Origin of the sequence: Kitasatospora sp. MAA4 (assembly GCF_029893355.1) — a bacterium.
In the GTDB taxonomy this organism is placed as follows: domain Bacteria; phylum Actinomycetota; class Actinomycetes; order Streptomycetales; family Streptomycetaceae; genus Kitasatospora.
The window spans coordinates 58,998-79,222 of sequence record NZ_JARZAI010000013.1 but is presented as its reverse complement, the minus strand read 5'-3'; the positions used below and the strand labels follow the sequence as shown (position 1 = coordinate 79,222).

Genomic DNA, 20,225 nt, shown 5'->3' with positions numbered 1-20,225 from the left:
CCAACGCCCGCTCAGGGCCTGCTCCCCGGCTTCGTGCGTTCGGCGGCTGGGGCCGCACCCCTCCCGCCCCTAGCGTCAAGTCATGCGACGCAGTAGACAGCCGGCCCCCACCCCGGTCCCGTTCTCCCCCCAAGCCGCCCGGTCCCACCGCGCCGGGCTCGGCCTCACCCCCGAACAGGTCGCGGCCGGGATGGCCGCGCACGGCGTGCGCCTGCTGTCGACCCACGTGCTGGGTTGGGAGAGCGGCGAGATGCGCCCCACCGAGGAGGAGTTCATCGCCCTGGCCCGCGCGCTCTGGTGCCCGGCGGTCCAGCTGATGGGGGTGCGCCCGGGCAGCCTGCGCGACTTCCGGGTGGCCCGCGAGCTCGGCCGGGAGCAGACGGCGCGTCAGGTCGGGATCGGCCTGAAGTCGTACGAGCAGGCCGAGCTCAGCGGGCGCTGGACCGGCGACGAGGCGCAGACCCAGGCGCTGGCCGAGGTGCTCGGCCTGACCCTGCGCGACCTGGTCCAGGTGACCGGGGCGACCGAGGAGCTGGAGCAGCGGCTGCGCCAGTGCGTGGACGGGCGGTGGCAGGCGCAGCTGAAGGCGGTCGGTCGGCTCGTCCCGGCGCCGCGCGCCGCGCTCTCCACCGTGCTGGCCGCCCTGCAGGGCGAGTACCAGGTCAACTCGTACTGGGGCTCCAGTGCCCCGGACGACCCGCAGCAGCCGACCGAGCCGCTGGAGCGCCGCTTCTGGGCCCTGCTGGCCGCGACGGAAACGGGTATCCCCGTCTAGCGGCGCTGCGGTGGCCGCCTGCCCGCCGACAGGGTGAACTGAGGGGAAAGCAACCCCTCACCACCCCGGGGAGAGCCATGCGTTGGGGAATCGTCGTCGCCGCGGGTACCGCCGTCGCCGCCGGAGCGGGGGCCGTCGTCCTGATCGTCGGGCGGCGGGTCTCCAGCCTCGCGGTCCAGTCCGGTCCGGCAGCCGAGCCGACCGTTCGCTCGACCGCCCGGTCGGCAGCCCGCTCGGCCGACCAGCCGCTGCGGGTGCAGGCGATCGGCGCGGCGGACGTCACGCTGACCCGCACCGCCGCGAGCGAGCGCCGCGGCCGGTACGCGCTGGAGTGGCCCGGCGGCCACGCGGTGGTCGGCGAGGTGCTGCGCAGCGGCCCGAAGGGTGTCACCCGCCGCCTGGAGCTCAGCGCCGGCAGCCCGCCGGCGGTCGGCGCGCAGGTCGAGCTGACGCCGCGGGTGCTGCGCGGGGATCCCGGCTCGGCCTGCGGCCTGGACTACATGGACGTGCTGGTCGAGGGCGAGCTCGGCCCGCTGCCCGCCTGGTACGTCCCGGCGCTGCGCGGCACGTGGGTGATCCTGGTGCACGATCCCGAGGCCGACCGCCGCCAGGCGCTGCCCGCGCTGCCCGTCCTCCATCGGCTGGGCCTGCCGGCGCTGGTGGTCAGCTGCCGCGGCGACCAGGGTGCGCCGCCCTCACCGGACGGTCTCGGCCACTTCGGCGAGACCGAGTGGCACGACGTCGAGGCGGCGATCCAGTTCGCCAAGGAGGCCGGTGCCGGCCGGATCATCCTGTACGGCTGGTCGCTGGGGGCGGCGACGGTGCTGCGGGCCGCCGCCCGGTCGGAGCACCGCGCGGAGCTGGCCGGCCTGGTGCTGGACTCCCCGGTGCTCGACCCGGCGGCGGCGGTGCGCGGCCGGGCGGCCCGCGCGGGCGTGCCGGCCGGGGCGGCCAGGCTCGGAGCCCTGGCGGCCGAGGGCCGCACCGGCGTGGACGTGGCCGGTTTCGCCCGGCTCGCCGACGGCGCGGACCTGCCCGGCCCGACCCTGCTGCTGCACAGCCCGCAGGACGGCATCGCTCCCTGGCACGACGCCGCCAGGCTCGCTCACCGCCGCTCGGACCTGGTGAGCCTGCACGCCGTCCCCGGAGCGGAGCACGCGGCGCTCTGGAACGCCGATCCGGCCGGTTACGAGGAGAGTCTGCGTCGCTTCCTGACGCCTATTCTCTGAACGGGTGTGCACCCGCTCCGAATCTGCACGCGGTCAGTCACCTCTTGACCACACACGGTTCCGCCATGTTAATGTCGTGCACAGGTCACGCGGATCGGACAGCCCGGTTTGGGCGCACTTGCCCCATCTCCGCCCATCGGTTGTCACCGGCTGCCAAAGACGCGCCGAACTCGATGTGACAGAAGCCCCGTGCACGGGGAAGACTGCACGGCGTGACGTCTCGGAACCCGCGCGACCGTGATGCCCCGCTCCCGCCGACCATGGGTACCGGCGCGACGGTGACCCGTCTACCCGGTACGGCCCCCCGCGCGGATACCGCGCTGCCGGCCGGTCCCGGCGTACCCCGACGCCGAACCCCCAGGCCCGCCCCCGGCCGCGGCCGGGTCCCGGTGCCCGAGGGCTTCCCCGTACCCGCCGAACTCGCGCCGCTGGCGCGCCGGATGCTGGCCGACGCGGTCCGCATCGCGCGCTGGGCCGGCGAACTCGACGCCGTCGACAAGCGCGGTGAACTGCTGCCCGATGACGCCCGGGCGGCCGGCCGGGCGCTGGCCATGACGGTCGGCGCCGCGGCCAAGGCCTGGGGCCAGGCTCTGCTGGTCGGCCTGGTCGAGCCGCGCGACGGCGGCGCCGCCCCCGGCTGGCGCCTGCACGCCTGGGAGCGCGACGACGAGGCCGTCCTGCGCGGCTGGTCCGCGCTCTTCGACGCCTGGACGCTGCTCGCCCCCGTCCCGCCCGCCGCCCTGCGCGGCGTCTTCGCGGTGCTCGCCGGCCAGGCCGTCGACCAGGCACCGCAACTCCTGTCCTTCCTGCACCTGGTGGACGGCCCGGTGGCCGAGGGCGAGCTGATGGAGCTGCTGCGCCGCGGCCTGGACGAGCGCCGGCACGGCGCCGGTACGGGCTTCGCGACGCTCTCGCCCGTCCCGCACGCGGCCTCCGCCGTCTCGGCCGTCCGCGGCACCTGCCGCGAGCCGCAGATCGACACCCCGCCCGCGCCCTCGGACATCGCCGCCGTCCTGGACTGGATGCTGGACGGCCTGGCGGCCGTCGGCGCGGTGGTCCGCTCGGCGGAGGCCGCCGAGCTCTCCCCGCTGGGGCACTGGGCGGTGCGCGCCAAGCTGGAGGAGATCTGCACGGTCGCGCAGACCGCCGCCGGGCACATCGAGCAGAGCGCGCTGGAGCTGCTGGACGCCTGCGCCAACTACTCGCCGGGGCCGGCCCGCGCCGAGTACCGGGCCTGGGTCGCGGCCCGGCCGGTGGACCGCGCGGTGGCCGAGCTCCTGGAGGCCGCCCGGGGCGACGACGCGCTGCTGCGCGGCCTCGCCTTCGAGGCCCTGCGGGTGGCCGGCGGGACGGCCGAGCAGGGGGTGCGGGCCGCGGTGGACGAGGCCGTGCTGCGCCCGTACGCGCTGCTCTGGCTGGCCGAGCAGCTGGACGAGGGCGGCGTGGTGCCGTCCGACGTGCTGAGCGCCGAGGACGCGGCCTGGCTCTGGGTGGACACCGCCGCCGCGGTGCTCGACCACGGGGAGACCGAGCTGCTGGTGGGCCACGTGGAGGGTGCCAGCGCCGGCGACCCGGTTCGGCTGTTCGCCCGGGCCCGGCAGTCCGGCCACGCCCGCGCGGCCTCGGTGCTGACGGCGGTCGCCGGGGTGCACCCGGACGCCGCGGTCGCCCGGGCCGCCCGCCGCTCCGCCTTCAGCGTCCACCGCGGCGGCGCCTGAGGGCCTCTGCACGCCCCCCGCGCACGCGGGTGGGGTGCGGGGCCGAACCGGGAGCCACCAGCCCTCTCAGCGCCCCGCCGACGCCGCAACGCGAAGTGCCCCGCCGGATCCAGGATCCGGCGGGGCACTTCGCGTTGGAACGCGTGATCAGCAGCCGCGGTTCTCGGCGCGGCGGGCGCGCACGTCGCCGACCTTCTGGCCGACCTTGCGGCGGATGACCAGCAGCGGCGCCATCGCGGCCAGCGCGATCTGCGCGACGGCACCGACGTGCATCAGCACGTCGCCGCCCGGCAGACCGGTCGCCCAGGCGGCCAGGCAGCCGATCGACACGACGATCCAGGCCAGCGTGGCGGTGGCCAGCAGGCCCTGCGGCTTGGGGTACTCGACCTGGCTGACCATCAGGTACGCCACGCCGAAGATCGCCAGCAGGCCGACCAGGAACGGCGGGTCGAGCAGCACGATGGCGATCACCGTCATCGCGCCCATCGGGCAGGGCATGCCCTGGAAGACCCCGGGACGCATCTTGACGGTGGAGAACCGGGCCAGCCGCAGCACCACCGCCAGCAGCACGGTGAGCGCGATGAACGCGGACAGCCCCTGCTTGCCGCCGGGCGAGACGATGCCCCAGACCGCGACGAAGTAGGCCGGCGCGATCCCGAAGCTGATCAGGTCGGCCAGGTTGTCCAGCTCGGCGCCGAGCGCGGAGGAGCGCAGCTTGCGCGCCACCAGGCCGTCGAAGAGGTCGCACATCGAGCCGAGCAGCAGCAGCGTGACGGCCGTGGCCGCGCCGTGCCGGACGACCCCGCCGGCCGAGCCGTCGCTCCCGTTGATGTGCGGGATGAGCATGTTCGTGGTGATCGAGTAGATCGCCAGGAAGCCGCAGACGGCGTTGCCGAGGGTCAGGAAATCGGCCGTCGACAGGGTCTGCGGCGAGCGGGGAGCCCGCAGCTCGCGGTCGCGCGCCCAGCGGCGCCGACGCAGCTCGGTCTCGTCCGACTCGCTCAGTCCGACCAGTGTTTCGGGATCAGTCACGGTCAAGGCGTGTCACCCCCGCGGTGGTCTTCTGGCCGACCGTGACGCCGACCTCGACGCCGGCCGGCAGGTAGGTGTCGACGCGGGAGCCGAAGCGGATCAGACCGATCCGCTCGCCCTGCTCGACCTTGGTCCCGGCGGCCGTGTACGGCACGATCCGGCGCGCCACGGCGCCCGCGATCTGCACCATCTCGATGTCGCCGAGCTCGGTGTCGAAGTGCCAGACCACGCGCTCGTTGCGGTCGCTGTCCTTGTTGAACGCGGGCACGAAACCACCGGCGATGTGCTCGACGGAGGTCACCGTGCCGGGCAGCGGGGCCCGGTTGACGTGGACGTTCAACGGACTCATGAAGATCGCGACCCGGGTCCGGCCGTCCGGCCAGGCGTCGATGCTCTGCACCACTCCGTCGGCCGGCGAGATCACTCTGCCGGTGCCGATCTCACGCTCGGGGTCGCGGAAGAACCACAGCATGCCCGCGCTCAGCGCGCAGGCCGGGACCGCTGCCACGGCCCACTTGCCGTTCCGCCTGGTGAGAGCGGTGGTGAGGGCTGCGGTGGCCAGGGTCGGGACGAACCAGGGGGTGGCTCCGCGCGCGATGGTCACGCGGGGTCGCCGGCCGGCCGTCTCGGGGGCGAGGGCATCGCGATCCGTGACGGAGGTGTGAGGGGACGGGCTGATGGGCATCGAAGACCTTTGTCGCGGGCCCTGGGGCTTGGCACAGTATGGCCGCTGCACGGGGGCCACCGCGGGGATCGGGTGAGAAAGGGACAGCTGCTGTCCCGGTGGATGCTATCGGGAGCAGGTGGTGGGTGGGCAACCCGCCTGCTCGTTCAACTGTCCGCAGCCGGGCCGCTGTGCGCGCGCTATGTATACGACCGTAGCCGCCCGGCGTCCCGTCCCCAAGGGGTCTGCCAAGATCCGTGAGCGATCTCTCAGCCCCACGGGTGAAGCGCGGGGGCGTGCGGAAGCAGCCACAGGGCGCGTGTCCCCCGACACGAGCCCTGTGACCTGCTGGTACCCCGGCGAACCGCTACTCGGCGAGCTTGTACTCCTCCAGCAGGCGGCGGCCGACGATCATCTTCTGGATCTCCGCGGTGCCCTCGCCGATCAGCAGCATCGGGGCCTCGCGGTAGAGCCGCTCGATCTCGTACTCCTTGGAGAAGCCGTAGCCGCCGTGGATCCGGAAGGCGTCCTCGACGACCTCCTTGCAGTACTCGGAGGCGAGGTATTTGGCCATTCCGGCCTCGAGGTCGTTGCGCTCGCCGCTGTCCTTCTTGCGGGCGGCCATCACCATCATCTGGTGCGCGGCCTCGACCTTGGTGGCCATCTCGGCCAGCTTGAACTGGATCGCCTGGTGCTCGCAGATCTTCTTGCCGAAGGTGGAGCGCTGCTGGGCGTAGGAGATGCCCAACTCGAAGGCGCGCCGGGCGACGCCGCAGCCGCGCGCGGCCACGTTGACCCGGCCCACCTCGACGCCGTCCATCATCTGGTAGAAGCCCTTGCCGGGGACTCCGCCCAGCACACGATTGGCCGGAATTCGCACATCCTGGAGCACCAGCTCCGTGGTGTCGACGCCCTTGTAGCCCATCTTCTCGATCTTGCCGGGCACGGTCAGCCCGGGCACGGTCGGGTTCGGGCCGAACCCGGCGGTCTTCTCGATCAGGAAGGTGGTCATGTTGCGGTACGGGGTGTTGCCGCCCTCGTCCGTCTTGCAGAGCACCGCGACCAGGGTCGACGTGCCGCCGTTGGTCAGCCACATCTTCTGGCCGTTCAGGACGTAGTCGTCGCCGTCCTTCACGCCCTTGGTGGAGATCGCCGCGACGTCCGAGCCCAGGCCCGGCTCCGACATCGAGAACGCGCCGCGGATCTCGCCGGCGGCCATCCGCGGAAGGAAGTACTCCTTCTGCTCCTGGGTGCCGTGCGCGTTGATCATGTGCGCCACGATGAAGTGGGTGTTGACGATGCCGGAGACCGACATCCAGCCGCGGGCGATCTCCTCGACCACCAGGGCGTAGGTGAGCAGCGACTCGCCGAGTCCGCCGAACTCCTCGGGGATGGTCAGGCCGAAGAGGCCCAGCTGCTTCATCCCCTCGACGATCGCGGTCGGGTACTCGTCCTTGTGCTCCAGCTCGGTGGCGACCGGAATGATCTCCTTGTCGACAAAGTCCCGCACGGTGGCGAGGATGTCCCGCTGGATCTCGGTGAGGCCGTCGGTCTGTGCGAGGCGTCCCATCGTGCGGCTCCGAATGTCTAGAAGAGGGAAGAGCGAAGAAGAGGGTGGGGGGCTCCGCGAAGCGTGACGTTCGCGGAGCCCCGACCGGTGGGAGCGGCCGATGACGGCGGCCCCTCCGACCGGTGGTCTAGGAGAGCGGCTCCGGGCGGCCGGGCTGCTCGCCGCCGCGGGCCGTGGTGTACGTCGCGGTCGGCACCATCACCTTGCGGCGGAAGATGCAGACGACCGTGCCGTCCTGCTTGTAGCCCTTGGTCTCGACGTAGACGATGCCGCGGTCGTCCTTGGACTTGGACGGCCACTTGTCGAGCACGAGCGTCTCGCCGTAGAGGGTGTCGCCGTGGAAGGTCGGCGCGATGTGCCGCAGCGACTCGATCTCCAGGTTGGCGATCGCCTTGCCCGAGACGTCCGGCACGGACATCCCCAGCAGCAGCGAGTAGATGTAGTTGCCGACCACCACGTTCTTGCCGAAGTCGGTGGTCTTCTCCGCATAGTTGGTGTCCATGTGGAGCGGGTGGTGGTTCATGGTCAGCAGACAGAAGAGGTGATCGTCGTACTCGGTGACGGTCTTCCCAGGCCAGTGCTTGTAGACCGCGCCGACCTCGAACTCCTCGTAGGTGCGTCCGAACTGCATGACTACGCCTCCGGGATCTCGAACTTGGAGGTGCGCTGGAAGCCGGCCGCCCGGCCCTTGCCCGCGATCACCAGGGCCATCTTGCGCGAGGCCTCGTCGATCATCTCGTCGCCGAGCATCGCCGAGCCCTTCGCGCCGCCTGCCTCCGAGGTGCACCAGTCGTAGGCGTCCAGGATCAGCTCGGCGTGGTCGTAGTCCTCCTGCGAGGGCGAGAAGATCTCGTTCGCGGCGCCGACCTGGTCCGGGTGCAGCACCCACTTGCCGTCGAAGCCGAGCGCTGCGGCGCGGCCGGCCACCTCGCGGTAGCCGTCGGTGTTGCGGATCTGCAGGAACGGGCCGTCGATGGCCTGCAGGTCGTGCATCCGGGCCGCCATCAGGATGCGCATCAGGATGTAGTGGTACGCGTCCGCCGGGTAGCCGGGCGGCTGCATGCCGACCACCAGGGACTTCATGTTGATCGAGGCCATGAAGTCGGCCGGGCCGAAGATGATGGTCTCCAGCCGCGGCGAGGCGCCGGCGATCTCGTCGACGTTCACCAGGCCCTTGGCGTTCTCGATCTGCGCCTCGATGCCGATCTTGCCGACCTCGAAGCCCATGGTCTTCTCGATCTGGGTCAGCAGCAGGTCCAGCGCCTTGACCTGGGTGGCGTCCTGGACCTTGGGCAGCATGATGCAGTCCAGGTTCGGCCCGGCGCCCTCGACGACCGTGACCACGTCGCGGTAGGTCCAGTGCGTGGTCCAGTCGTTGACCCGGACGACCTTGGTCTTCTTGCCCCAGTCGCCGTTGTTCAGCGCGTCGACGATGTTGTGCCGGGCGCTCTCCTTGACCAGCGGGGCGCAGGCGTCCTCAAGGTCCAGGAAGACCTGGTCGGCGGGCAGGCCCTGGGCCTTCTCCAGGAAGCGGGGGTTGCTCCCGGGCACGGCCAGGCACGAACGGCGGGGGCGGAGACGGTTCACTGTCACGATGTGAGGGTCTCTTTCTTGAAGGGGCTGAGCCTGTTGGCGAGCCGGATCTCGTCCACGATCCGGCCGATGATGGTGGTGATGCCGAAGTCCTTCGGGGTGAACACCGCGGCGACGCCGGCGGCCTTCAGGGCCTCGCCGTCGGCAGCTGGGATGATGCCACCGACGATCACCGGGACATCCTCCACCCCCGCGCGGCGCAGTCGCCGCAGAACGTCCGGAACCAGTTCCGGATGGGCGCCGGAGAGGATCGACAGGCCCACGCAGTGCACGTCCTCGGCGACCGCCGCCGAGACGATCTGCTCGGGCGTCAGGCGGATGCCCTGGTAGACCACCTCGAACCCGGCGTCGCGGGCCCGCACGGCGATCTGCTCGGCGCCGTTGGAGTGGCCGTCCAGACCGGGCTTGCCGACCAGCAGCCGCAGTTTGCCCGCGCCCAGCTCGGCGGCCGTGGCGGCCACCGCCTCGCGGACGGCCGCCAGCTCGCCGCCCGGCTCGGCCGCCACCGCGACCGGCGCGCCGCCCACCCCGGTGGGGGCGCGGTACTCGCCGAAGACCTCGCGCAGCGCGAAGGACCACTCGCCGGTGGTCACCCCGATCCGCGCGCAGGCCAGCGTCGCTGCCATCAGGTTCTCGTCGGTCCGGGCGACCGCCTTGAGGTGGTCGAGCGCGGCCAGTACGCCGGCCTCGTCCCGATCGGCCTTCCACGCCTTCAGGCCCGCCAGCACGGCCTGTTCGGAGGCCGGGTCGACCACCATGATGGCGGCGTCCAGGTCGGCGGTGAGCGGGTTCACCTCGGTGGTGTCGAAGCAGTTCACCCCGACGATGCTGTCCTCGCCGGCCTCGATCCGGGCCCGCCGCTCGGCGTGCGAGGTGACCAGGGCGGACTTCAGGTAGCCGCTCTCGACGGCGGGGATCACCCCGCCCATCTCCATCACCTTGGCGATCTCGGCCTCCGCGCCGGCCAGCAGCTCGGCGGTCTTGCCCTCGATCACGGCGGAGCCGTTGAAGATGTCGCCGTACTCCAGCAGGTCCGACTCGTAGGCCAGCACCTGCTGGATCCGCAGCGACCACTGCTGGTCCCACGGCCGCGGCAGGCCCAGCGCCTCGTTCCAGGCGGGCAGCTGGACAGCGCGAGCACGGGCGTCCTTGGAGAGGGTGACGGCGAGCATCTCCAGCACGATCCGCTGGACGTTGTTCTCCGGCTGCGCCTCGGTCAGGCCCAGCGAGTTGACCTGTACGCCGTAGCGGAACCGGCGCTGCTTGGGGTCCTGGATGCCGTAGCGCTCGGTGGTGACCTTCTCCCAGAGCTGGGCGAAGGCGCGCATCTTGCACATCTCCTCGATGAACCGCACGCCCGCGTTCACGAAGAACGAGATCCGCCCGACCACCTCGCCCATCCGCTCGGCCGGCACCTGGCCGGAGTCGCGGACGGCGTCCAGCACGGTGATCGCCGTGCACATCGCGAAGGCGATCTCCTGGACCGGGGTCGCCCCGGCCTCCTGGAGGTGGTAGCTGCAGATGTTGATCGGGTTCCACTTGGGCAGGGTGCCGACCGTGTAGGCGATCATGTCGGTGATCAGGCGCACCGACGGGCCGGGCGGGAAGACGTGCGTCCCGCGCGACAGGTACTCCTTGACGATGTCGTTCTGGGTGGTGCCGGTGAGCTTGGAGACGTCCGAGCCCTGCTCCTCGGCGACCACCTGGTACATCGCCAGCAGCCACATCGCGGTGGCGTTGATGGTCATCGAGGTGTTGGTCTGCTCGAGCGGGATGCCGTCGAACAGGGTGCGCATGTCGCCGACGTGCCCGACCGGGACGCCGACCCGGCCGACCTCGCCGCGGGCCAGGATGTGGTCCGAGTCGTAGCCGGTCTGGGTGGGCAGGTCGAAGGCGACCGAGAGGCCGGTCTGGCCCTTGGCGAGGTTCTTGCGGTACAGCGCGTTGGAGTCGCTCGCGGTCGAGTGGCCCGCGTAGGTCCGCATCAGCCAGGGGCGGTCGCGCTTCTGGGCGGGCATCAGATGTCCCGGCTGTGCTTGATGTTCCGCTCGTCAAGCTCGCGGAAGAGGTTGATCGCCGGCAGGTGCTTGGCGCGCAGCTCCTCGTCGCGCACGCCCAGGCCCTCGGTCGGGGCCAGGCAGAGCACGCCGACCTTGCCCTGGTGGCGGTTCTGGTGCACGTCGAGCGCGGCCTGGCCGGACTGCTCCAGCTGGTAGACCTTGGAGAGGGTCGGGTGGATCTTGCCCTTGGCGACCAGCCGGTTGGCCTCCCAGGCCTCGCGGTAGTTGGCGAAGTGCGAGCCGACGATCTTCTTGAGCGACATCCAGAGGTACCGGTTGTCGTACTGGTGCATGAAGCCGGAGGTCGAGGCGCAGGTGACGATGGTGCCGCCCTTGCGGGTGACGTAGACCGAGGCGCCGAAGGTCTCGCGGCCCGGGTGCTCGAAGACGATGTCCACGTCCTCGCCGCCGGTCAGCTCGCGGATCCGCCCGCCCAGGCGCTTCCACTCCCGCGGGTCCTGGGTGTTCTCGTCCTTCCAGAACTTGTAGCCCTCGGCGCTGCGGTCGATGATCGCCTCGGCGCCCATCGCCCGGCAGATGTCGGCCTTCTGCTCGCTGGAGACCACGCAGATCGGGGTGGCGCCGCCGGCCAGCGCGTACTGGGTGGCGTACGAGCCGAGGCCGCCGCTGGCGCCCCAGATCAGCACGTTGTCGCCCTGCTTCATCCCCGCGCCGTTGCGGCTGACCAGCTGCCGGTAGGCGGTGGAGTTGACCAGACCGGGGGAGGCGGCCTCCTCCCAGGTGAGGTGGGCGGGCTTGGGCATCAGCTGGTTGGTCTTCACCAGCGCGAGCTGGGCCAGGCCGCCGAAGTTGGTCTCGAAGCCCCAGATGCGCTGCTCCGGGTCCATCATCGTGTCGTTGTGGCCGTCCGAGCTCTCCAGCTCCACGGACAGGCAGTGCGCGACGACCTCGTCGCCCGGCTTCCAGGCGTTGACGCCCGCGCCGGTGCGCAGCACCACGCCCGCGAGGTCGGAGCCGAGCACGTGGTACGGCAGGTCGTGGCGCTTGGTCAGCGGCGACAGGCGGCCGTAGCGCTCCAGGAACCCGAAGGTGGAGACCGGCTCGTAGATCGAGCTCCACACGGTGTTGTAGTTCACCGCGCTGGCCATCACGGCGACCAGGGCCTCGCCCGGGCCGAGCTCGGGGAGCGCGACGTCGTCGAGGTGAAGGGACTTGCGAGGGTCCTTGTCGCGGCTGTCGAGGCCGGCGAACATCTGCTCCTCGTCCTTGTGCAGCGTCACCGCGCGGTAGGACTCCGGCAGCTTCAGGGCCGCGTAGTCCGCCGAGGTGGCGTTGTTGCTGAGGATGGCGTCGAGGATTTCCTGCATGGCTGCCTCCGAAGGCGTACCTGTGTCGAGGGCGCACAGGGCGTCTGGGGGAGCCGGGAGCGGACACCGGCTTCGCTGAGGGTCGGGGTGGGGTGGTCTCGCCCCCGGGGTGTGGGGACGCCTGACTACGGCGCGCCGAGGTGGGGAGCCGCGGCGCCGCGACTGGTGAGTAACAAGCTACTGGCACCCTGTGCCACTCGTAAAGACACTGGGTGCCATGAATTTCCGACCGGCCGCGGATCCCCTCCCGGGTAGCCGAAAGGCCCGCCCCGGCGTACCGGAACGGGCCTTGATTCTGCGTTTACGACCTGCTCAGGGCCGCTCTGATGCTGTCCAGCACGATCTCCAGCGGGGCATCGGTGCGAGCCACTGTGATGAGTACCTCACCGGCCGGGGTGGCACTCAGTGCGCTCGTGGCCACGGACTCCAGGCCCGTCGCGGTGTCCCCGTTGGCACCGGGTGCCACAGTCGTGCCACGCCGCCGGACGCTGCGCGGCGTGGTCGCCCAGAAGGTGCCCCGGATGACCTCGAACGAGTGATCGAGCTGGGCCTCCACGTCCCCGCGCCCGCCGGCCCGCAGCCAGCGCCGCAGCACGTGGTTGTGGGCCGCGACCACCGCCGCCGCCGACACCTCGGCGAGCATCGAGTCGTCGTCCCCGCCGCGCTGCCAGCTCGGCGGGATGTCCTCGGCCGCGTCGAAGCGGCCGAGCAGGTAGCGGGTGAAGAGCCGCTCGTAGCGGGCGACCACGGCGATCTCGCGCTCGCGCAGCGCGGGCACCTGGCGGATCAGCTGGTAGCGCGCCACCGAGACGCCGGGGGTGGAGGCGTACATCCGCAGCACCTCCTTGATGCCGCGGCAGACCACGTCCAGCGGGTGCTCGTCGGGCGCCGAGCTGGCCAGCAGGTCGGCCACCCGGACCAGGGTGTCGTCGTGGTCCGGGAAGATCGCCTCCTCCTTGGACCGGAAGTAGCGGAAGAAGGTCCGCCGGGCCACCCCGGCGGCGGCGGCGATCTGATCGACCGTCGTCTCCTCGTACCCCTGGGTGGCGAACAGTTCCATCGCCGAGGCCGCCAGGTCCTGACGCATCTGCTGGCGCTGCGCCGCGGCCCGGCGGCTGCCCGGTCCCGGTTCGGCGGCCGGGCGTGCAGTGTCCTGCCCGGCGGAAGACTGATCCCGATCCATGCCCGGAACGCTACACGCCCGGCCGACCCCGGTTGCAGCCCTCGTCGGCATCGGCTGCCGAAGGGGCGTTCCCGGGCTCACCGCGGGGCGCGGCCAGCGGGAGGAGACCGCCCCGGCACCCCAGGCGGGCCGGGTCACCGGCTCGGGCTGCATCGGCGCTCGGGGCTCGCCGCCGATCATCGGCGTGCGTGGTCGCGGAAGCCGCGGCCGGTCTTGCGGCCCAGGCAGCCGGCCGCGACCAGGTGTTCGAGCAGCGGTGCGGCGGAGAGGCCCGGCTCGCGGAACTCCTGGTGCAGCACCCGCTCGATGGTCAGCGAGACGTCCAGGCCGACCACGTCCAGCAGCTCGAACGGGCCCATCGGGTAGCCGCAGCCGAGCTTCATCGCGGTGTCGATGTCGTCGACCGTGGCGTAGTGCTCCTCCAGCATCCGCACCGCGTCGTTCAGGTACGGGAAGAGCAGCGCGTTCACGATGAACCCGGCCCGGTCCCCGCACTCCACCGGGTGCTTGCGCACGGTGGCGCACAGCCCCAGCACCGTCGCCGTGACATCGGCCGAGGTCAGCACGGTGGAGACCACCTCGACCAGCTTCATCGCGGGCGCCGGGTTGAAGAAGTGCATGCCGATCACGTCCTGCGGCCGCGAGGTCGCGGTGGCGCAGCTGATCACCGGCAGGCTGGAGGTGGTGGTGGCCAGGACCGCGCCCGGCTTGCAGATCTTGTCCAGGCTCGCGAACAGCTCCCGCTTGACCGCCAGGTCCTCGGCCACCGCCTCCAGCGCCAGGTCCACCCCGGCCAGGTCGGCGAGCTGCCCGGACGGCGTGACCAGGGTCAGCGCGGCGTCCCGCTGGTCGGCGGTCAGCCGGCCCTTCTCCACCGAGCGCTCCAGCGAACGGGCCAGCTGGCCCTTGGCCTTGTCGGCCTTCTCCTGGCTGCGGGCGACCAGCGTCACCGGGAATCCGGCCTTGGCGAAGACCTCGGCGATGCCGGTGGCCATCGTCCCCGAGCCGCAGACCCCGACGGAGCGCACGTCGCGCCCGGCGACCGCCGCCGCACCCGCGGCGCCGGCCTCGGCGACCGTCCGGGACGAGCCCGGCGCCTCGTAGCTGTAGAAACCGCGGCCGGTCTTGCGGCCCAGCAGCCCGGCCGCGACCAGCTGGCCCAGGATCGGGGCGGGGGCGTGCAGCCGGTCCTTGGACTGCTCGTACATCGCCTCCAGGACGGTGCGGGCGGTGTCGATCCCGATCAGGTCGAGCAGCGCCAGCGGGCCCATCGGCAGGCCGCAGCCCAGTCGCATCGCCGCGTCGATGTCCTCGCGGGTGGCGTAGCGCGACTCGTACATCGCCGCGGCCTGGTTCAGGTAGGCGAACAGCAGGCCGTTCACGATGAACCCGGCCTTGTCGCCCGCCGCCACCGGCTCCTTGCCCAGCTCGCGGGCGAACGCGGCGGCCTCGTCGGCGACCTGACTGGCCGTCAGAACGGTGCGGACCACCTCGACGAGCTTCATCGCGTGCACCGGGTTGAAGAAGTGCAGGCCCAGCACCCGCTCCGGGCGGCCGGTCGCGGCGGCGATCCGGGTCACCGAGAGCGAGGTGGTGCCGGTGGCCAGCACGGTCTGCGGCGGGCAGATCCGGTCCAGCTCGGCGAAGATCTCCCGCTTGAGCTCCAGCTGCTCGGGAACCTCCTCGATCACCAGATCGGCCGCGGCGGCAGCGTCCAGCCGCTCGCCGACGGTGATCAGCTCGAGCAGCTCGGTGCGCTCCCGCGACGTGAGCCGCTCGCGCTCGACGGCGTGCGCGGTGGCCTCCTGGATCCGGGCCAGCGCCCGGTCCGCAGCAGCGGAGTCGGCCTCGATGCCGAGCACCCGGCGGCCGCTGCGCGCGATGGCGACGGCGATGCCGGCGCCCATGGTGCCGAGGCCGACGACGGCGACGGTGGGAAAGGGACGCTCGACTCGGGAATCGGGCTGGGAGGTCGGGTTCTCGGGAGCCTGCATAGTGCTCGTCCTTCCGGGGAGGCCTGACCGTGGCTGCTAGGCTTCCGGTGCTCTTCTGGAGCCGGTCAGGGCTTGGCCGTCATGAGGCCGCTTCAGCGGTTGAGTGAGAAGCCCCCGCAGTCCGTGCGGGGGAGGAGTCACGTGCCTGACTCCTAGTCGGTTGGTCAGGAGATTCGCCTGGTGCGCTTCAGGGGCTCCGCGTTTCGATGGAACGGGGAGCCCGCAGAAGCGAGGCATGGGGGACTACAACTGCGGCATCCGTGATCTCGCCGGTCCGCTCCGGCCGTGATGCGGTGATGCCGCGTGCAAAGGGAAGTAAGCGGCTCTGCGGGCAGGTCGGCCCCGGAACCGGAACGTACGCACCGCACACCCTCATGGAGGATGGCCCCCGCTGGTGCGGCTCCCGAAGCCCAGCGGTGGTGCGTGCGGTCACTGTAGCGAAGTTACCGGGAGGTAGGAAGGGGTCCGTTCGGTCAATCTGCCGCCGCTACGAACACTCGTCCGGGGAGTTCCCACGGCGGTCGGCTGCGGGCAGCATGGGTCGTGTGAGTACCACCCTCGCCGAACCCCAGCTCCCAGCCGAGCCACCGCCCGGCCGGGCTTCTGCCGCCGCTGCCGCTGCTGCGTCCGCCGTCCCGGACGCCGCCGCGGCCGCCGCCGCCCGATCCGAGCGGGCCGCCCGGGCGCGGGCGGTCGCCGCCCGGCTCGGCGCGGAGGGCGTCGACGGCGTCGTCCTCGGCTGGGTCGACAACTCCGGCCTGACCAGGGTGAAGACCGTCCCGGTCCGCCGCCTGGAGCACGCCGCCGCCTGGGGCGTCGGCGCGGCTCCCTGCTTCGACGTCTTCCTGGTCGACGACTCGATGACCACCAGCCGCTGGATCGGCGGCCCGGCCGGTGACCTGCGCCTGATCCCGGACGTGGACCGGCTGGTCCGGCTCGCCGCCCAGCCCGGCTGGGCCTGGGCCCCCGCCGACCGCTACGCGCAGGACGGCAGCCCGCACCCCGGCTGCCAGCGACTCTTCGCCCGCCGGATGACCGAGGCCGCCCGCCAACGCGGTCTCACCCTGCGGGCCGGCATCGAGATCGAGTGGGTGGTCGCCCTGGCTGGCGCCCCCGACGATCCGCCCGTCTACCCCACGCACGGCCCGGCCTACGGCATGCACCGCCTCACCGACCTCTCCGAGTACCTGCGCGATCTGCTCCGCGCCCTCGCCGAGCAGGGCCTGACCGTGCTGCAACTGCACCCCGAGTACGCGCCCGGTCAGTTCGAGGTCTCGCTCGCCGCCGACGGGCCGGTGGGCGCCGCCGACACCACGGTGCTGGTCCGGCAGACCATCAGGGCGGTGTCCGGCCGGCACGGCCTGCGGGTCTCCTTCGCCCCGGCGGTCGAGCCCGGCGGGGTCGGCAACGGCGGCCACCTGCACCTCTCGCTCTGGCGCGGCGGTCCGGACGGCGGTGAGCGCAACCTGTTCCAGGGTGGTCCCGGCCCCTACGGGCTGACCGCCGAGGGGGAGTCCTTCCTGGCCGGCGTCCTCGCCGAGCTTCCCGCGCTGCTCGCCCTCGGCGCGCCCGGCGTCGCCAGCTACCTGCGGCTGCGCCCGCAGCGCTGGGCCGGCGCCTACCAGTGCTGGGGGATGGAGAACCGGGAGGCCGCCCTGCGGCTGATCCCCGGCCCGCCCGACGAGGGACAGGGCGCGGCCAACGCCGAGATCAAGTGCTTCGACGCCGCCGCCAACCCCTACCTGGCCGTCGGCGCGGTGATCGCCGCAGGCCTGGCCGGTCTGGACGCCGGGCTCGCCCTGCCGCCCGAGGTCCCCGGCGACCCGGCCGGCGCTCCCGACGACTCCGCGACCGGCGAGGTGCCGCGACTGCCCGGGAGCCTGCTGGAGACGGTGGCGGCCTTCGAGTCCTCCACCATGCTGCGCGAGGCGCTCGGCGACCCGCTGTACGAGGCCGTGCTCGCCGTCCGCCGCGGCGAGTGCGAACTCTTCGCCGGCCGCACCGACCAGGAGGTCGCCGCCGCCACCCGCTGGCGCTACTGACACCGTGTCCGCGTCGCTGTTCGACCACCACTGCCACAGCATCGTCGTCGCCGACCTCGACGACGACGCCTTCGGCTCGCTGCTGACCGAGTCCGACCGGCCGCCCGCGCCCGGCACTTCGGCGTTCGACAGCTCGCTCGGCCTGGCGCTGCGCCGCTGGTGCCCGCCCGCACTCGGCCTGCCCGCCCATGCCACCGCTGCCGACTACCTGGCCCGGCGGCGCACGCTCGGACCGGCCGAGTCGACCCGCCGACTGCTCGCGGCCGCCGGCCTGCGGACCCTGCTCGTGGACACCGGCCTGACCGCGGCAGCCGAGCACCCCCTGCTCCCGACCGCCCGGTTGGCGAGCCTCGCCGGGGCCGAGGTGCGCGAAGTGGTCCGCCTGGAGAACGTCGCCGAGGCACTGGCCGCCCGGGCGCCGACCGCAGCCGACTGGCCGGCCGCCCTGCGGGACGCGCTCGCCGCCGCGCTGGCGGACGCCGACGCCGTCGCCGTGAAGTCCGTCCTCGCCTACCGCTACGGCCTCGACATCCCCGCCACCCGGCCGACCGACGCCGAAGCCGCCCGCGCCGCGGCCGGCTTCCTCGCCGGACCGTCCACCAGGCTCGCCGACCCCGTCCTGCTCCGCCAGCTGCTCTGGACCGCCGTCGACCTCTGCGCCCGCCGCACCCCGCCCCTACCGCTCCAACTCCACACCGGCTTCGGCGATCCGGACCTCACCCTGCACCGGGCCGACCCCTCGCTGCTCACCCCGTTCATCCGCGCCGTCGAACCGACCGGCGTCCCCCTGGTGCTGCTGCACGGCTACCCCTACCACCGCCAAGTCGGCTGGCTGGCCCAGGCGTTCCCACACGTCTACGCCGACATCGGCCTGACCGTCGGCTACACCGGCGCCCGCGCCGCGACCGTCCTCGGCGAACTGCTCGAACTGGCGCCGTTCGGCAAGGTGCTGTTCTCCACCGACGCCTACGGCCTCCCCGAGCTCTACCTGGTCGGCGCCGCGCAGTTCCGCCACGCCCTGGCCACCCTGCTGGGCGACTGGCAGCGCGCCGGAGCCTGCACCCCCGCCGACGCCGCCCACCTCACCCGTCTCCTCTCCTTCGCCAACGCCCGCCGCCTGTACGGCCTACGATGATCAAACTCGCCCGACGTGTCGCCGCCGACGAAGGGAACCCCGTGGTCGCCATAGCCAAGCTCGTTCCGGCCGACCGTCCGCAGTGGGAGGCCCTCTTCCGCTCGTACCTCGAGTTCTACGAACGCACCCTGCCGCAGCACATGTACGACCGCGCCTGGGACGCCTTCCAGGACGACACCCGCATGCACGCCCTCGGTGCGAAGCTGGACGGCCGCCTGGTCGGCATCACCCACTTCCTGGTCCACGCCAACACCTCGGCCCCGGACGTCTGCTACCTCCAGGACCTCTTCACCGCCCCCGACGCCCGCGGCCAGGGCGTGGCCCGCGCACTGATCGCCGCGGTGACCGACTGGGCGCGGGAGCAGGACTGCTCACGCCTCTACTGGATGACCCACCAGTCCAACACCCGGGCACGCCGCCTCTACGACCAGGTCGCCACCCACCACGGCTTCATCTCCTACAAGATCGACCTGCCGTAGCCGGACAGTCGGGTTGGACCGCGTCGCGTCAGGGTCCAGCAGATGGCAGTTCATCAGAACCCCAAATGCCAGACAGGGGTGTCCCCGACGGGGAATGCTGTTGTCCACGACAACAAGTTCTGCAAGATCGCGCAAGCGATGTGAGCGGAGGATGGCCATGCCAGTACGGTTCGTGGGTATTGACCCCGAGACGGGCAAGGAGGGGTCCCCTACCGTGTGGCTGGACGAGGACAATCGAGAGATCGTCTTTCAGGGGTGGGACGCCGATGGGGAGCTGTTGGTCCGCATCCTTGAGGCCGGCCACGGAGAAGACCACTCGAACACGATCCCCGGCGGAGAGTCGGTGGTCCGGCTGTTCGACGGGACGGCCGTGCTGGTGAACTTCTTTGACGGCAACGGCAACTGGGCCACTCCGAAGCAGGAGCTCCAGACAGGCCCTGACGTAGTTGCTCTGTGCGCCACCGCCTTCGAAGCGGTATGGGAGCGGGCAGTTCCGCACGACAGGTACTCGGTCTGACCGCGCCTCATCAGATAGCCGGATCATGCCCCTATCTCCGTCGGGCTGGAGTGAGTCCAAGGTGTCGCGTATCGCGAATGCCAGGACTCCGCCTTCGGACTCCGATATCCGTGCTTGGTGCTCGGCCTGCGATGCGGAGGACCAGGCCGCCGACCTGGTTGCGGCCAACCGGCAGGCCGGCCAGATGTACGTGCAGTGGAAGCAGCTCCACCGCGACGGGATGAGGCGCGTCCAGGAGGATGCCGTTTCCCTGTTCGAGCAGACGCGACAGTTCCGGGTCTACTGCTCCAACGTCATGCCCGGCATGGTTCAGCAGCGCGGTTACGCCCGCGACTTGATGACCGTCATCACGGAGTTCCAGGGCACGCCTAATGATGTGAGCGACGCCGTGGAGAGCCGACTCGCACGCGGCCGGTACCTGCGCGAGGGCAGCCGGACGTTCGCCCTGGTGCTGGAGGAGGCGGTGCTGCGGTACCCGTTCGGCGAGTCAGCGGAGATGAGGGATCAACTCTGCTATCTGCTGGATGTCATGGCCCTCCCCCGGGTGAGCCTCGGGGTGATCCCGTTCGGTACGAAGCGCAAGATGTGGCCGCTTGAGGCCTTCTACATGTTCGATGACCGGCTGGTTGAGGCCGAGCTTCTGTCAGCGCTGGTCGCCATCTCCACGCCGGGTGAGATCGCAACGTACGCCAAGGCGTTCAAGATCCTGGCGGGAATGGCTGTCTACGGCCCGGCCGCAAAGGCTTTGATCCGAGAGGCTATTGACGCTCTCGGGTGAATCCGTGCAAGACGGTGCAAGATTGTGGCACCGTCCGTGACGGCCTCCCTACGCTCTGAATCGTAACCACTCGAATACCGCTCGCCATCAGCGGCAGCGTCAAGGGCGGTCAACGCCGACCGGCACAA

Annotated in this window: 17 protein-coding genes; 8 read left to right on the top strand and 9 right to left on the bottom strand. The window is 71.7% G+C overall.

Annotated elements, in window-relative coordinates:
- The first annotated feature begins 82 nt into the window (after positions 1 to 82).
- The 3 genes from P3T37_RS18770 (at position 83) to P3T37_RS18760 (ending at position 3,722) form a co-directional block, all read left to right on the top strand.
- Positions 83 to 775: an XRE family transcriptional regulator gene (locus P3T37_RS18770; RefSeq protein WP_280724861.1), complete on the top strand. Its 693-nt coding sequence runs from the start codon at positions 83 to 85 to the stop codon at positions 773 to 775.
- Positions 776 to 852: 77 nt separating this feature from the next.
- Entirely contained in the window at positions 853 to 2,004 is a 1,152-nt protein-coding gene (locus P3T37_RS18765) for an alpha/beta hydrolase (protein ID WP_280724860.1), read from the top strand.
- Positions 2,005 to 2,216: 212 nt separating this feature from the next.
- On the top strand, positions 2,217 to 3,722 hold the full coding sequence (locus tag P3T37_RS18760) for a hypothetical protein (RefSeq protein WP_280724859.1): 1,506 nt from the start codon (positions 2,217 to 2,219) through the stop codon (positions 3,720 to 3,722).
- 147 nt (positions 3,723 to 3,869) lie between these two features.
- On the opposite strand, the gene P3T37_RS18755 is transcribed toward P3T37_RS18760, so the two are convergent.
- The 9 genes from P3T37_RS18755 to P3T37_RS18715 form a co-directional block, all read right to left on the bottom strand.
- On the bottom strand, positions 3,870 to 4,760 hold the full coding sequence (locus P3T37_RS18755) for a CDP-alcohol phosphatidyltransferase family protein (protein WP_280724858.1): 891 nt from the start codon (positions 4,758 to 4,760) through the stop codon (positions 3,870 to 3,872).
- Positions 4,747 to 5,439, bottom strand: a complete 693-nt coding sequence (locus P3T37_RS18750) for a phosphatidylserine decarboxylase (protein WP_280724857.1) — start codon at positions 5,437 to 5,439, stop codon at positions 4,747 to 4,749. Before P3T37_RS18750 ends, P3T37_RS18755 begins: the two co-directional genes overlap by 14 nt.
- A 346-nt stretch (positions 5,440 to 5,785) precedes the next feature.
- The gene (locus P3T37_RS18745) at positions 5,786 to 6,988 is read right to left on the bottom strand and encodes an acyl-CoA dehydrogenase family protein (protein WP_280724856.1); all 1,203 of its coding nucleotides are present in this window, start codon (positions 6,986 to 6,988) and stop codon (positions 5,786 to 5,788) included.
- A gap of 127 nt (positions 6,989 to 7,115) precedes the next feature.
- A complete protein-coding gene (locus P3T37_RS18740; protein ID WP_280724855.1) occupies positions 7,116 to 7,619 on the bottom strand; it encodes a MaoC family dehydratase in 504 nt (167 codons plus the stop codon).
- A gap of 2 nt (positions 7,620 to 7,621) precedes the next feature.
- Entirely contained in the window at positions 7,622 to 8,584 is a 963-nt protein-coding gene (locus P3T37_RS18735) for a CoA ester lyase (RefSeq protein WP_280725000.1), read from the bottom strand.
- Complete coding sequence (locus P3T37_RS18730) at positions 8,578 to 10,599, bottom strand: protein meaA (RefSeq protein ID WP_280724854.1); 2,022 nt, start codon at positions 10,597 to 10,599, stop codon at positions 8,578 to 8,580. The genes P3T37_RS18735 and P3T37_RS18730 overlap by 7 nt, the downstream gene beginning before the upstream one ends.
- Complete coding sequence (ccrA, locus tag P3T37_RS18725) at positions 10,599 to 11,969, bottom strand: crotonyl-CoA carboxylase/reductase (RefSeq protein ID WP_280724853.1); 1,371 nt, start codon at positions 11,967 to 11,969, stop codon at positions 10,599 to 10,601. The genes P3T37_RS18730 and ccrA overlap by 1 nt, the downstream gene beginning before the upstream one ends.
- 301 nt (positions 11,970 to 12,270) lie before the next feature.
- A complete protein-coding gene (locus P3T37_RS18720; protein WP_280724852.1) occupies positions 12,271 to 13,152 on the bottom strand; it encodes a TetR family transcriptional regulator in 882 nt (293 codons plus the stop codon).
- Between the two features lie 176 nt (positions 13,153 to 13,328).
- A complete protein-coding gene (locus tag P3T37_RS18715; RefSeq protein WP_280724851.1) occupies positions 13,329 to 15,146 on the bottom strand; it encodes a 3-hydroxybutyryl-CoA dehydrogenase in 1,818 nt (605 codons plus the stop codon).
- Positions 15,147 to 15,691: 545 nt separating this feature from the next.
- Here P3T37_RS18715 and P3T37_RS18710 point away from each other — a divergent pair.
- From P3T37_RS18710 to P3T37_RS18690, 5 genes are all read left to right on the top strand, one after another.
- A complete protein-coding gene (locus tag P3T37_RS18710; RefSeq protein WP_280724850.1) occupies positions 15,692 to 17,188 on the top strand; it encodes a glutamine synthetase family protein in 1,497 nt (498 codons plus the stop codon).
- A gap of 4 nt (positions 17,189 to 17,192) precedes the next feature.
- A complete protein-coding gene (locus tag P3T37_RS18705) occupies positions 17,193 to 18,323 on the top strand; it encodes an amidohydrolase family protein (RefSeq protein WP_280724849.1) in 1,131 nt (376 codons plus the stop codon).
- A complete protein-coding gene (locus tag P3T37_RS18700) occupies positions 18,320 to 18,802 on the top strand; it encodes a GNAT family N-acetyltransferase (RefSeq protein ID WP_280724848.1) in 483 nt (160 codons plus the stop codon). Before P3T37_RS18705 ends, P3T37_RS18700 begins: the two co-directional genes overlap by 4 nt.
- A gap of 214 nt (positions 18,803 to 19,016) precedes the next feature.
- On the top strand, positions 19,017 to 19,319 hold the full coding sequence (locus P3T37_RS18695; protein ID WP_280724847.1) for a DUF6879 family protein: 303 nt from the start codon (positions 19,017 to 19,019) through the stop codon (positions 19,317 to 19,319).
- Positions 19,320 to 19,380: 61 nt separating this feature from the next.
- Positions 19,381 to 20,097, top strand: coding sequence for a DUF5753 domain-containing protein (locus tag P3T37_RS18690; protein WP_280724846.1), 717 nt, complete (start codon positions 19,381 to 19,383; stop codon positions 20,095 to 20,097).
- Positions 20,098 to 20,225 lie beyond the last annotated feature (128 nt).

What these genes read in the sequence shown, in the direction of transcription:
- P3T37_RS18770 (WP_280724861.1), top strand. Translation starts at nt 83, where the DNA reads ATGCGACGCAGTAGACAGCCGGCCCCCACCCCGGTCCCGTTCTCCCCC.
- P3T37_RS18765 (WP_280724860.1), top strand. Translation starts at nt 853, where the DNA reads ATGCGTTGGGGAATCGTCGTCGCCGCGGGTACCGCCGTCGCCGCCGGA.
- P3T37_RS18750 (WP_280724857.1), bottom strand. Translation starts at nt 5,439, where the DNA reads ATGCCCATCAGCCCGTCCCCTCACACCTCCGTCACGGATCGCGATGCC.
- P3T37_RS18745 (WP_280724856.1), bottom strand. Translation starts at nt 6,988, where the DNA reads ATGGGACGCCTCGCACAGACCGACGGCCTCACCGAGATCCAGCGGGAC.
- P3T37_RS18740 (WP_280724855.1), bottom strand. Translation starts at nt 7,619, where the DNA reads ATGCAGTTCGGACGCACCTACGAGGAGTTCGAGGTCGGCGCGGTCTAC.
- P3T37_RS18730 (WP_280724854.1), bottom strand. Translation starts at nt 10,599, where the DNA reads ATGCCCGCCCAGAAGCGCGACCGCCCCTGGCTGATGCGGACCTACGCG.
- ccrA (WP_280724853.1), bottom strand. Translation starts at nt 11,969, where the DNA reads ATGCAGGAAATCCTCGACGCCATCCTCAGCAACAACGCCACCTCGGCG.
- P3T37_RS18720 (WP_280724852.1), bottom strand. Translation starts at nt 13,152, where the DNA reads ATGGATCGGGATCAGTCTTCCGCCGGGCAGGACACTGCACGCCCGGCC.
- P3T37_RS18715 (WP_280724851.1), bottom strand. Translation starts at nt 15,146, where the DNA reads ATGCAGGCTCCCGAGAACCCGACCTCCCAGCCCGATTCCCGAGTCGAG.
- P3T37_RS18700 (WP_280724848.1), top strand. Translation starts at nt 18,320, where the DNA reads ATGATCAAACTCGCCCGACGTGTCGCCGCCGACGAAGGGAACCCCGTG.